This is a genomic window from Weissella koreensis KACC 15510 (assembly GCF_000219805.1).
Lineage (GTDB): Bacteria > Bacillota > Bacilli > Lactobacillales > Lactobacillaceae > Weissella > Weissella koreensis.
This window is the reverse complement of the sequence record NC_015759.1, coordinates 887062-900510: the sequence shown is the minus strand read 5'-3', so window position 1 is coordinate 900510 and position 13449 is coordinate 887062. Positions and strand designations below refer to the sequence as shown.

Sequence of the window (13449 nt, the reverse complement as noted above, 5' to 3'; positions counted from 1 at the left end):
TTATTTTAACGTATTTCAGACCGAAACGGGGATTATTATATGAGACAGTATTGATTTTCAATAATCTAGGTTCACAAAGGACCTAATCATTTTAATCATAACGTTTCAACCTTAAATTTAGCATCTTTTAACATTTAATAATGAGCACTATATTTCATCATATTTTAGTCTTTTATTATGATAAAAGAGGCTGGAACAAAAGCCCCAGCCTCTCTCTAATATGTTCAAAAACTCAAGGTTTTATCTCAACTTCACCCAAATTGGTAAAATGCGATTATTTAATCAGTTCCTTATATGAGCTTTTTAGCATTTTTTGATTCTTATTTGATTAGAATTGATCCATCAAAAGTTGACGAATTTCTTCCAAACGTGGTTGACGAGGATTTCCTGGAGTACATTGGTCGTTGTAAACCAAATCCATTAACTTATCAACTGATCCTTCTAAGTCTTTCTTAGAAACTCCGTTACCTGACAAAGTAACATCAATATCCAATGCATCAGTCAATTTCTTGATTTCAGCTAACAAAGCATCAACCAATTCGGCATCAGTTTGTCCCTTCAAACCAAGGTAACGAGCAATATCAGCATAGTCCTTTTGGGCTGTATAAGTTTCATAACGTGGGAATGGTGTACGCTTAACGTTACCAGTCACCGCATTAAACTTAATAACATGTGGCATTGCAATTGTGATAGCCAATCCGTGTGGCAAACCGAATTCTCCACCAGTCTTGTGAGCAAGTGAATGATTTACTCCAAGGAAAGCATTCGCAAATGATTGACCAGCCAAAGTTGAGGCGTAGTGCATCTTAGTACGAGCTTCACGCCCTTCAAGTGTTGGGTGACTTGGATCATAATTGTATGATGTAACTAAGTTTTCAAAGACTAACTTAATTGCTTGCAAAGCCCATGGGCGAGTGAATTCTGAAGACATTACTGAAACGTATGATTCCAGTGCGTGTGACAATGCATCCATTCCTGAATAAGCAACTGTACGCTTTGGCACCGTCATAACAAATTCTGGATCAACAATCGCAACTTGTGGTGTCAATTCATAGTCAGCCAAAGGATACTTAACGTGAGTTTCATCATCCGTAATGACTGCGAATGGTGTCACTTCTGATCCAGTTCCTGATGTTGTTGGAATAGCAACTAATTGGGTTGAACTAGCTTGTTCAAACTTAACAATTCGCTTACGGATATCCATAAACTTTTGTTGCAACTTTCCAAACAATGACATCAAAGCTTGATCATCTTCCAAGATGCCTGGGTGAGAAACTGAATACTCGTACAAGAAGCGAGCAATCTTACCGGCATCCAAAGCTGATCCTCCACCTAATGCAATCACAGTATCTGGCTTAAAGGCTGCCATTTGACGAGCAATATCAACGGCTTGGCTGATAGTTGGGTCAGGGCGTACTGTTCCATACAATGACGTCTTCACTGGTGTAGCACTTAAATTAAATTGGTCTAAGATCTTATCTACAAAGCCAAATTGAACCATTCCAGGATCAGCAACAATAAAGGCACGTGAAACGTTTTCTAAGTCTTGTAAGTAAGTAATTGAGTTTGATTCGTAGTAAATATCCTTAGGCAAGCGAACCCATTGTGGACGATTACGACGACGGGCAACCGTCTTGATATTTAGCAAATCGTAAGTTGAAAGATTGTGTGACAATGAATTCTTCCCCCATGATCCAGTACCAAGCGTCAATGATGGACGCAAAGCATCAGTATAGATATCTCCAACACCACCAATTGAATCTGGTTGGTTAACCAAAATTCGTGATGCTTCAACAGCGTCAGCATACTGCTTTACAAATGGGTCATCTTGCGCCCCAATTTGGATAGCAGCGTTATGTCCAGCACCTTGGTAGTTCAATAATGCGCGAACAATTTCAATTCCTTCTTCACGTGAACCAGCTTGGTAAACTGACAATAATGGGCTAAGCTTTTCTGATGATAAGGCCTCACCGATATTTTTCTTATCAAGTTCAAACATCAAAACATCTTTGTCAGCAGGAACCTTGATCTCTGCGCGCTTAGCGATGTTTTGACCAGACATTCCAGCAACTGGACCTTGAACCCCGTAACCAGAAGCATTCTTGACGAAGACTCCTTCAGCTAGCTTTTCGTGATCCTTAGCAGGTACCAAGTAAGCACCTTGCTCTTGCATTTGCTTCATGAAGGCAGGATAAACTTCCTTAGCAACAACAACTGAGTTTTCAGTAGCACAGATCATTCCGTTGTCAAAACGCTTTGACAACAACAAGTCTTCAACAGCCCGCTTAACATCAGCAGTTGCATCAATATAAACAGCTCCGTTACCGGCTCCAACACCCATTGATGGGTTACCTGAAGTCAAGGCTGCGTGAACCATTGAAGGACCACCAGTAGCCAAAATTGAGGCAATTCCTGGATTCTTAATCAAAGCAGTAGTTCCTTCAAGTGAAGGCTTTTCAATCCATTGAATGAAGTTTTCTGGCGCTCCAGCAGCAACGGCAGCATCATAAACGATTTTAGCTGCATGTGCTGAAGACTTTTGAGCTTGTGGATGGAAAGCGAAAACAATCGTATTACGAGTCTTTGCTGTCAACATTGATTTGAAAATTGATGTTGCAGTTGGATTAGTCGTAGGAACGATTCCAGCTAAAACCCCAAGTGGAGCAGCTAATTCAACTTTACCAGTTACACGATCTTCATTGATGACACCAACAGTCTTGTCATTCTTGATTGCATTATAAACTGACTCTGAGGCGAAGCGATTCTTAGTATCCTTGTCTTCCACTACTCCACGGCCTGTCTCTTCAACAGCTTCGTGAGCTAGTAGCAATGAATTTTCTGAACCAGCTAAGGCCATCGCAGCAACAATTTTATCAACTTGTTCTTGCGTATATGTTGAAAACTCTACTGCAGCTTTCTGGGCCTTTTCAACTAATTCCCCAGTCATTTTAACAGCGGCGTCCATACGCGCTGCTTTTTCTTCGGGTGTTAAGACTTTTTTTGCTTTTTTCGGTGCTTTTGTTTCAGCCATGTTAACTTCTCCCATATATGTTCGCTTATTTATTTTCATTTGTGTATTTATTAACAATGTTAATTATATCAAGTATAATCTTTTTGTCAACACCAATTCAGCATGATAATCAACGCAAAGTGCTGATTAAATAAGGATTAGAAGTAGAATTTGTGAAACGTTTTAATTTGATAGCGCTTTCATTAACATTTTCACCCACTCGTTATTTTTTAAACTTTGTGAAATAAAATTCATAAAGTGGATAAATAAAATTCGTATATTTAAATTAATTTGGACATCTAGTTCAAATTTTTAAATATTTTACCCAAACCTAATTGACCATCGTAGGCCTTCTTTGAGGTTAACCCCTACAAAAAAAGCTAAGGTCATATTGCCTTAGCCTTTTTATTTTTACCAAATTTGAATTCGTTGCGCTGGATCTCGCCACATCTGATCTTCCTTCTCTACATCGAAAGTTTGAAAGAACTCATCAAAATTAGCAACTTGTACATTAACCCGCAATTTGGCAGGTCCGTGTACATCGACGCTAGCCATCATCTGCATAAATTCAGGACGTGCTTTCATCCGCCAAATAGTAGCCCAATTTATGAAAAATGATTTAGCTGAAAAATCAGCATCTCGTTTTGCAGCTGCTAATGCTGCAGATAAACCACCTAAGTCAGCAACATTTTCTGAAACAGTCAATTTACCATTAACTTTAACCCCATATGATTCCAAACCATCAAATTGATCAATTACCGCTTGGGTTCGTTCTTCAAAGGCAGCATAATCTTCAGGCAACCACCAATTATTTAAACTTCCATTTTCATCAAATGACGCTCCATTAGTGTCAAAAGCATGCGAAATTTCATGGGCAATAACTGCCCCAATTCCGCCATAATTGGCTGATGAACTTTGTTTTAGATCATAAAATGGCGCTTGTAAAATAGCTGCTGGAAAGACAATTTGATTTTGTTGGGGATCATAATAAGCGTTAACCATATGGGCTGGCATATGCCATTCCGTTCGGTCGACAGGTTGATTCCATTTAGCCCATTCATATTGAATTGATTGTTCACTCAAAGTTTGGAAATTATCAAACAAACTCTTGTTTTCATCAATCACCTTATCATAGTAACGTTGTGGTAATTCATTTGGATAACCAATATGTGCCACAATCGTATCTAACTTCTTGATGGCTTTTTGACGCGTCTGTTCTGCTAACCAACTATTATTCTCCAAACGTTCCTTATATACATCAATCATTGTGGAAACTTTCAATTCTACGTCTTTTTTAGCATCTGACGAGAATTTATTTTGAGCATACCATAATCCCAGTGCTTGACTGTATGGTCCTGCTGCCAAATAATAAGCTGCCTTTTTAGTTGAACTAGGTTCAGGTGTCCCACTAATAATACGGCCATAGGCGCCACCCATGATACGCATTTCATCGGTCAAGACGCTAGTATAGTCCAGCATTGCATCAATCAATAAGTGTGCTTTCAATAATGGCCAAGCTTCTTCAGAATAGAACTGATCAGCATTTTGCCAGAAACGTTCCTCTGGCACAATAATCTGATCCGGTTGGCTTCCAATCATTTCCTGCATAAAATCTGCTAAAGGCAAATTCGGTACCAAAGCCTTAAATTGATCCCATTGATAAGGATGATATAACTTGGCATATTCAGCATTTTCTTCATTTGATAATACATATTTGGCAATCCGAGCATCCAAAGCAATATTTTGATCCAATAAGGTTTGGGCTTCGGTTTCTGTGTAACCAAACTTCATTAAAATTGGTAATGTGGTTTCACGATAAGCAGCTAATAGTTCCGCCCCTTTTTCATGCCCAGGTTCATAATAAGTTGTGTCAGGTAAAATCGTTCCCAGTGCATCAGCCCATAAAACATTGGTCCGAGCATCTTTAAAATCAGGTGCGATCCCAAATGGCATGGCATTTGGCCAAGCTAGTTTTTCAAAACGTGCAATATTTTGGGTATATTCATCAAAAGAATTCAGCGCCGAAATTTGTTGAAGAATGTCTTTAACTGGAGCTAATCCCACTTCATTACGCCGAGCTTGATCAGTAGTTAAATGATGTAATTTAATGAAATTTCTTAAAACGACATCATCTGGTAAATTTTCACCAGCTTGCCATTGATCAGAGGTTGCTAACATTAGCTCCTCAATTGCATCACTAAGATCATTAAACCCTCCTGTTCGGGGCTTGTCAGCTGGAATTTCAGCTTGTTCTTCCCATGTACCATTAATTGCTGCATAAAAATCATCTTGTTTTCGCATTTTTTCACCTTTTCTATCCGAACTGTATGTCAAATTATACGCTCTTTACAGTAAATAAAAAACGACCCTTTTACGGCTAACAAACAAGCTCCAAGTACGTCGTTTTTTTATATCATCTAGTATATTGTTTTTAATTTAAGCTATGCCTCAGCAAAGATAACTTTACCATCTTCAAAAGCTTGAATCCGTGCAAGAGACTCGACTTTAAGCCCTTGCTCATTCAAGAGCGCTCTTCCTTTTTGGAAGGTCTTTTCAATGACAATTCCCGCCCCAACTACTTCGGCTTGGGCAGCCTTAGCAATTTCTAACATTCCTTGGACCGCCTGACCATTTGCTAAAAAGTCATCAATCAATAGAATCCGTTCACCCGCTTGAATAAAGCGCTTATCAACGATAATATGATTAGTTTCTTGTTTCGTAAACGAATATACATCAGCAACATAATTATCATCCGTTAAAGTTAGTGACTGCTTCTTACGAGCAAAAACCATCGGAACATTTAAGGCTAATGCGGTAAAGACTGCCGGTGCAATCCCAGATGATTCAACCGTTAAAATGCGATCAATTTTTTCATCTTTAAATAAACGAGCAAATTCTTGTCCCATAGCTTCCATTAAGGCAGGATCAACTTGATGGTTCAAAAAATTATCTACTTTGAGGACTTCCGTCCCAATGACACGACCATCTTGCTTAATTCGTTCTTCTAATAACTTCATTAATCCAACTCCTCTAATTTCATATGCGTTAATATCCGGATTTAATTTAAAATAAAAAAATGAGCCCATAATTGAATGGACTCATCCCTTAAAACTAGTAGTCCGCAGCTTAGGTGCAGGTAGATCTCGTTAGCCATTCTCCAACGATTATACTAGGTTAAGTTTATTAATCTGATTAATACAATATAAATTAAAATCAACAATTAAGCAACCTTAATTTACTCTGTAAACTTTAAAACTGTTTTTCCATGCAAAGTATGTTGTCGTCCGACCACGTGAGCTTGCCTAATATTTTTTTCCGTAAAGGGCAGAACATCCCCCAAACGAATTTCAACCTGCTTCTTCGCCAATAAAGCTAAAACTCGTTCCAACGTAGGCCGTTTAATATCTGCATAAACGGACTCAACATCGGCTCCACTTTGTAATGTTTCTGGGATCATACCTAAAGTTTTCAAACGTCCATGCATCTTTAACACTTTAACGGACTTTTCAGTCATCTGACCACCAATGGGATCTAAGATGGCATCAAACGGTGCTAATGATTCCCAACTCAGTTTATGATAATCTAAAACTTCCTCTACCCCTAAACTACGCACAAACTCAAAATCATCAGGACTAGCTGTCGCAACAACTTGTGCGCCTTGTAGTAAAGCTACTTGAATCGCCATAGCACCGACTTGACCTGCCCCACCGTGAATCAAAACTCGTTCACCGGCTTGCACCGCTAGTTTTTCAATAATCATTTGATATCCTGTTGCAGCCCCTAAAGCAGCCGCCACGGCTATCTCATCTGAAATTTCATCAGGTATTTTCGCTAAGGCTGATTGTGCTACTGGAACCATTTCTGCATAAGTTTTTAAATGTCGAGTTGCAACTACTCGATCCCCAAGGTTAAAATCGGTTACCTCAGCACCAAATTCCATCACAGTTCCCGCTACACTAGATCCAGGAATGACTGGCCAAGTATCATTAGGCCCATATTCTCCCATGACGTATTTAATATCATATGGATCAATTGCCACTGCATTATTTTGTACTAAAATTTGTTGCTTGCCCAGAACAGGAATATCGACATCTTGCATTTTCATTTCATCGACATCACCAAATTGTTCAATCTGAATTGCTTTCATTATAAAGCTCCTTTCACCTTAAAACGGTCATTTTTAAATGATTTAATTATTATAGTTACTAATTTAATTGATCTTTTAACAACTTTCCAATCACCGGAATTTGTCCATATTCGTGAGCTTGATCACTGGGAACCACTACCGTATTAGCAGGGTTTTCGCCCAAAGTCTTAAAAGCTTCAATGGACTGATTTTGAAAATATTTTTGATCGGCGCTTTTCAAAGCTTCTTGAATAGTATCAATTCTATATTTTTCAGCATCAGCCCGTGTTTTAGTTGCGTCAGCCTCTGCCTTAGCTGTCGACATCAAAGCATCATTTTTTGCCTTGGTCGTTAAATCAATCGAACGAGCTTGCCCTTCGGCAGCAGCAATTGCAGCAACCCGTTCTCGATCAGCCGTTAATTGTTTATCCATCGCTTCTTGAATGGCTCGTGATGGAGTTAATTCATCAATATTAATTCGATCCACATTAATGCCATAAGTATTAGTTAAGTCACCAATCGCAATACTTAATTCTTGATTGATGAGCGCTGTGGATCCCAATGCTTCATTCAATTCCATTCTTCCAATGATATCGCGCAGATGTCCCCGAACCAATTGAGCCATTGATTCTACAGAATCTGTATTCTCATACATGTACTTAACCGCATCAGTCACATGATAATTCAAGGTAACACTGGCAGAAACATCTGCATTATCTTTTGTTATCACAGAATAGTTTGGCAATCTTAAAGGGCTCATTGCCATGCTAACACGCCGAATTTTTTGAAAAATCGGTACGTAAAATTGAATCCCAGAATCAACCGTGACGCTGTATTTTCCTAAATTCTCTCGTAAGCCTACATTGTTTTGCGGTACGATCTTAATTCCAAAAGGCATTAATGACTCCATTCTAACTAGTTTGACTAGTTCCCACTTGCTTAATTATTAAAACATTCCCTTTAGCCCCGATTACCATATAATCGGATGTAGAATTAATTGTATTTCCATCAGCCAACCGATAACGATAGTTAATACCATCAACTAAAACCAACTCATGCTCTCGATTAAATTTGCGCCCAGGTATCCGTTTGGCTTGAAACTGGCGGGCCTCAAAAGTATCCTCAAATTTAGCGGCCATTGTTTCTTTCAATAGATTTACAACATAATCTTCAGGTGCCAAATGCTGACTTTTTGCATCAGCCTTAATTTGTTGATAAATTTCATCCGGTAGCTTTAACATCATTTCTGTCATTGCATTTCCCCTACATTGCCATCTTAAATTCAGTATACCATGCTTAAATTTGTTCAATTCCCAAATTATTTTAAGTTACATAAATTGATTTTTTGATTAAAAACGACCAAGTACCGCATTTTATCGATACCCAGCCGTTTAAACAAAATAACGTATTCCAACATTTTAATTATGCTTCGTCATTCTTAATGGCTGTTTCCAAAGCCACCTTCATCATATTAGCAAATGAATTTTGTCGTTCTTCCGATGACAGTGCTTCGCCGCGGAAAACGTGATCTGAACAAGTTAAAATATCTAAGGTCTTAATATTTAGCTTGGCTCCCAATAGATATAAACCCGCAACTTCCATTTCTGTCCCTAAGATTCCATAGTCAGTCAACTTTTGCATATCAATTTCATCATTGTAAAAACGGTCAGCTGCAAATATATTTCCAACCGTCACTGGAATATCTAAATCTTTGGCGGTATGGTAAGCCGTACCTAGTAATCCAAAATCCGGCAACGTTGAATAATAAATTCCTGGGCCAAAAGTGTTTGCAATTACTGATGAATCAGTTGAACCACCGGAGGCCAAAACAACATCACCCAAATTTAATTCAGGAGCCATACCGCCAAAAGAACCAACACGCATGATAGTTTTAACACCATACTCTTTAACCAACTCATTGATATAAATTGACATTGATGGAATTCCCATCCCAGAACCTTGGACTGAAATACGGTGACCCTTATATTTACCCGTAAAGCCTAGTGCTCCCCGTACTCCATTGACCTGTACCACGTCATCTAAGAAAGTTTCTGCAATATACTTAGCCCGTAAAGGGTCACCTGGTAATAGGACTGTTTCGGCGTAGTCGCCCATCTTTGCTTCATTGTGTGGAGTTGCCATAATTAGTTTCTCACTTTCGGTTTACTTGATATCAATTTAGTTATTTTTTATTTAATAATTTTATGAATTAACGTCGGAACCTTAACTGCATCACCTACAACCAGATGTTCCTTTAAATAATCCATAATTTCAGTTATATCTTCTTTTTCCGTGGCAATGGTCATCAAGCTTTCACCCTCAGTAACTGCATCACCCAATTTCTTATGAAGTGTAATGCCAACCCCATAATCTAAAACATCATCTTTTTTAGTTCGGCCACCGCCAAGTCGCATCGAAGATATTCCAACAGCATCAGCATCTAAACGGCTAAGATATCCGGTCCTTGGAGCAGTCAATTCAACTTCAAATTTAGCGTGAGGCATCAAATTATAATTTCCTAGGACTCGATTATCTCCACCTTGCGCAGTAATCATTTCACCAAACTTGACTAGAGCTGAACCATCTTCAATTGTTCTCATCAACATTTCACGAGCCGTTACTTCATCATCCGCTTTTTGAGCCATTACTACCATGGGTGCGGCTAAGGTGAGGGTCACTTCCAACAAATCCTTAGGTCCTTGCCCTTTTAATGTATCCAAAGTTTCCTCAATTTCCAGAGTATTACCAATTTTATTCCCCAAAGGTTGGTTCATATCGGAAATCACTGCTTGCATCTGCATTCCAGCTTCTTTGCCAATTTTAACCATGATTTGGGCTAAAGCTTCTGCTTGATCCTGTTCCTTCATAAATGCTCCAGATCCAGTTTTAACGTCTAAAACTAGAGCATTATTCCCGGTAGCCAATTTCTTCGACATAATTGAAGCAGCAATCAAAGGAATTGAGTCAACGGTTGCGGTCACATCTCGTAGGGCGTACATTTTCTTATCAGCTGGTGCAATGTTTCCCGTTGCTCCAATAATTGCAGTTCCTACCTTATCAATTTGAGCTTTAAATTCATCTTCACTAATTTCAACCTGATAACCAGGAATAGCTTCCAACTTGTCCAAAGTCCCACCAGTATGACCCAATCCACGACCAGAAATCATGGGAACTTTAATTCCCAATGCAGCCAACATCGGTGCTAATGGTAAACTCACCTTATCGCCCACACCTCCAGTGGAATGCTTATCAACTTTAATGCCTTCAATAGTGCTCAAATCTAAAACATCCCCTGAATGCATCATTGCCATCGTTAAATTAGTCAATTCTGGAATAGTCATTCCCGTAAAATAAGTAGCCATAAGAAAGGCTGATATTTGATAGTCTGGAATCTTACCGGCTGTAAAATCTTGAATCATTGTCTCGATTTCATTTGATGTTAATTCTTCATTATTTCGCTTTTTCATCAAAGTTTCTAACATTGTCATCACTATCACCTCAACCTGTTTATATAAAGCTTTTTGAATCCCAAAAATAAATAAACTTAAACTTATATTCGTAATTTAATTTATTTTAATTCATTTAAAAAGCTAGTTCCTACCTGATTATCAAGCTTGAAGTTGTCTAAAATAGTTGCTCCAAAATCAGCAAAAGTTGATCTGACACCTAATGATCCGTGAGATTCCATACTTGGTGAATATGCCAAAACTGGCACTTGTTCTCGTGTATGATCAGATCCTTTAAAACCTGGATCATTTCCATGATCAGCAGTAATTAACAGAAGATCATCGGGTTTCAGCGCTGACATTACTTGTCCCAAACGTTGGTCAAACTGCATCAATTCTTTACCCATACCTTCAGGGTCACGACGATGCCCATATAAAGTATCAAAATCTACTAAGTTGGTAAATGCGAAACCTGTGAAATCCTGTTGAATAACTTTATCCACATGATCCATTCCATCACGATTAGACTCATTATGATATCCCTCATCAATTCCTTGACCCGAGAAAATATCATTGATTTTCCCAATTCCAATTACCTTTTGTCCTGCAACTTGGAGCCGCACTAAATCGGTCATCCCAGTCGGTGCCAATGCAAAATCATGTCGATTGGACGTTCGCTTAAAGTCATTAGCATTATGTCCAATAAACGGACGTGCAATAATTCGACCAATAATATTTGGCGCTTTGTTTACCAATGAGCGTGCGTATTCACAAATCTTATAAAGTTCTTCCACCGATATTACATCTTCATGGGCAGCAATCTGCATCACAGGGTCTGCTGAAGTATAAATAATCAAAGCCTCATCCTTTACAGCTTCCTCCCCATAATCTTTGATAACTTCAGTTCCAGAATACGGACCTTTCGCAATAATTTTACGTCCAGCAAACGCACCAATTTTATCCAATAAATCCTTAGGGAAACCATTTGGATAAGTACTTAATTCGTACATCATCGGAAGACCCATCATTTCCCAATGACCATCTAATGAATCCTTACCGGCTGACATTTCCGTCATTTTTCCATAATATCCTATCGGGGAATCAATTGGTTCAATCCCTTTAATCTGATTCTCGGTTCTAATATTTCCCAAACCAATTCTTTGTAAGTTGGGTAAAGCCCAATCACCTTTAAAATATTCACCAATATGCCCCAAAGTATCTGATCCATCATCTCCATACTTAGGAGCATCAGCAGCACTTCCAATTCCGATTGAATCTAAAACAATTCCAAAGATACGCTTATACATGTTTCTACCCCATTTCTAAAATAACGATCAAAAAAACACCTCGACACGATTAGTATCCAGGTGCATAACTACCTTCGTTTATAATCGCAACTTATCATCACAATTTTCGAATTAAATTTTAATAGTTACTTTTTGAAATTTCATCATTCATAATAGCTACTGATGCAGAAACACCTAAGCGCGTAGCACCAGCTAAGATCATGTCATCCGCCTCCTGGCGCGAGTGAATTCCACCAGAAGCCTTCACACCAAAGTTAGGTCCCACTGTCTCACGCATTAATTTAACATCTTTTAATTTCGCACCAGCTGTTGAGAAGCCAGTTGAAGTCTTTACAAAGTCAGCTCCACCTTTAACAGTTGCTTCGGATGCCCGAATAATCTCTTTTTCTGTCAATAAAGCAGTCTCGATGATAACCTTTAAGATAGCACCACGATCATGAGCTGCCTTAGCCAATTGGGCAATTTCATCTGTAACCATGGCATCATTTCCGCCTTTAAGTTCACCAATATTGATCACCATATCAACTTCAGTAGCACCATTTTCAATGGCATCAATAGTTTCGGCAACCTTAACGGCCGTAGTATTAGCTCCCAAAGGAAATCCAATTACTGTACATACGTTAACTGTTGTATCCTTCAATTTTTCTGCTCCGTAGGCAACCCAATATGGGTTCACGCAGATTGAGGCAAAATCGTACTCCTTTGCCTCATCAATAATGGCTTGGATCTCTTTTTTTGTCGCGTCAGCTTTCAAAAGAGTGTGATCCATATATTTTGCTAATTCGTGCTTTGTTAGTGACATCATGATAATATCGACCTTTCAAAAAAATATTTTTATTTTTAGGAATGCCCAAATCCCTAGCACTGGTAGTCTCCTCGCCACTTCACTACCAACCCGCAGACGTTTATTTTTTGTTAATTGTAAACGCTTACATTTGATATTTTAGCATGCCTTAATAGGTTTTACAACCAATTGTGTTTTTTTATATTAAAAATAATAGATATTAAAAAACCAGAACAAAATTGTCCTGGTTCTTGAACGTTTATAACGATATTTTTAATTTCTTTTGCATTTTGATATGTTCTAATCCAGCTTCATAAAATGGCACACCAAATGCTTCAAAACCTAATTTAACATAAAATGGTTTCGCAGGCATTTGTGCATCTAATTCAACCAGTTTGATCTTTTGATTCATGGCTTCTTTAAGAATAAATTCTAATAAATTTTTAGCCAGTCCTTGCCCTCGATAGTCCTTTAAAGTAGCAACCCGTTCCAAATGCCAAGTTTGATCAGTGGCATTAACCCGACCAGTAACGACAGGCTGTTGATCCAAATAACCCACATAATGAATTCGCTCATAGTCAGTTTGATCGTGTTCTAACTCTGGATCAATTCCTTGTTCACCAATAAAAACTATATCGCGAATTAAGAGTGCGTCCATATTGACTTGACTCGCACCGATCCCACTTTTAATTATCATTTGAAATCCTCTTTCTTTATTTCGCTTTTTTATTAAATTAATAATATGTACCATTATAATTTTTTGACATTAATTAGAC

The 13449-nt window shown here is 38.3% G+C and carries 11 protein-coding genes and 1 riboswitch; all 11 genes read right to left on the bottom strand.

The window, feature by feature from the left end; translation table 11 throughout:
• Window positions 1-328 precede the first annotated feature (328 nt).
• On the bottom strand, window positions 329-3031 hold the full coding sequence (gene adhE, locus WKK_RS04315) for a bifunctional acetaldehyde-CoA/alcohol dehydrogenase (RefSeq protein ID WP_006844884.1): 2703 nt from the start codon (window positions 3029-3031) through the stop codon (window positions 329-331).
• Between the two features lie 390 nt (window positions 3032-3421).
• Entirely contained in the window at window positions 3422-5311 is a 1890-nt protein-coding gene (locus WKK_RS04310) for a M13-type metalloendopeptidase (RefSeq protein ID WP_006844882.1), read from the bottom strand.
• A 140-nt stretch (window positions 5312-5451) separates the two neighbouring features.
• A complete protein-coding gene (locus WKK_RS04305; protein ID WP_013989582.1) occupies window positions 5452-6027 on the bottom strand; it encodes a xanthine phosphoribosyltransferase in 576 nt (191 codons plus the stop codon).
• A 78-nt stretch (window positions 6028-6105) separates the two neighbouring features.
• Window positions 6106-6202: riboswitch (purine riboswitch) on the bottom strand.
• Between the two features lie 43 nt (window positions 6203-6245).
• The gene (locus WKK_RS04300) at window positions 6246-7157 is read right to left on the bottom strand and encodes a quinone oxidoreductase family protein (RefSeq protein WP_013989581.1); all 912 of its coding nucleotides are present in this window, start codon (window positions 7155-7157) and stop codon (window positions 6246-6248) included.
• Window positions 7158-7215: 58 nt separating this feature from the next.
• Window positions 7216-8034 carry an SPFH domain-containing protein gene (locus WKK_RS04295; RefSeq protein WP_006844879.1) on the bottom strand — a complete coding sequence of 273 codons (819 nt, stop codon included), beginning with the start codon at window positions 8032-8034 and terminating at the stop codon, window positions 7216-7218.
• Window positions 8035-8047: 13 nt separating this feature from the next.
• The gene (locus WKK_RS04290) at window positions 8048-8389 is read right to left on the bottom strand and encodes a hypothetical protein (protein WP_013989580.1); all 342 of its coding nucleotides are present in this window, start codon (window positions 8387-8389) and stop codon (window positions 8048-8050) included.
• A 169-nt stretch (window positions 8390-8558) separates the two neighbouring features.
• Complete coding sequence (deoD, locus tag WKK_RS04285; RefSeq protein WP_013989579.1) at window positions 8559-9278, bottom strand: purine-nucleoside phosphorylase; 720 nt, start codon at window positions 9276-9278, stop codon at window positions 8559-8561.
• Between the two features lie 47 nt (window positions 9279-9325).
• Window positions 9326-10624: a pyrimidine-nucleoside phosphorylase gene (locus tag WKK_RS04280; RefSeq protein ID WP_041942389.1), complete on the bottom strand. Its 1299-nt coding sequence runs from the start codon at window positions 10622-10624 to the stop codon at window positions 9326-9328.
• A gap of 80 nt (window positions 10625-10704) precedes the next feature.
• Entirely contained in the window at window positions 10705-11889 is a 1185-nt protein-coding gene (locus tag WKK_RS04275) for a phosphopentomutase (RefSeq protein ID WP_013989577.1), read from the bottom strand.
• A 118-nt stretch (window positions 11890-12007) separates the two neighbouring features.
• On the bottom strand, window positions 12008-12691 hold the full coding sequence (gene deoC / locus WKK_RS04270) for a deoxyribose-phosphate aldolase (RefSeq protein WP_173677183.1): 684 nt from the start codon (window positions 12689-12691) through the stop codon (window positions 12008-12010).
• Window positions 12692-12932: 241 nt separating this feature from the next.
• Window positions 12933-13370, bottom strand: a complete 438-nt coding sequence (locus WKK_RS04265) for a GNAT family N-acetyltransferase (RefSeq protein ID WP_013989575.1) — start codon at window positions 13368-13370, stop codon at window positions 12933-12935.
• Window positions 13371-13449 lie beyond the last annotated feature (79 nt).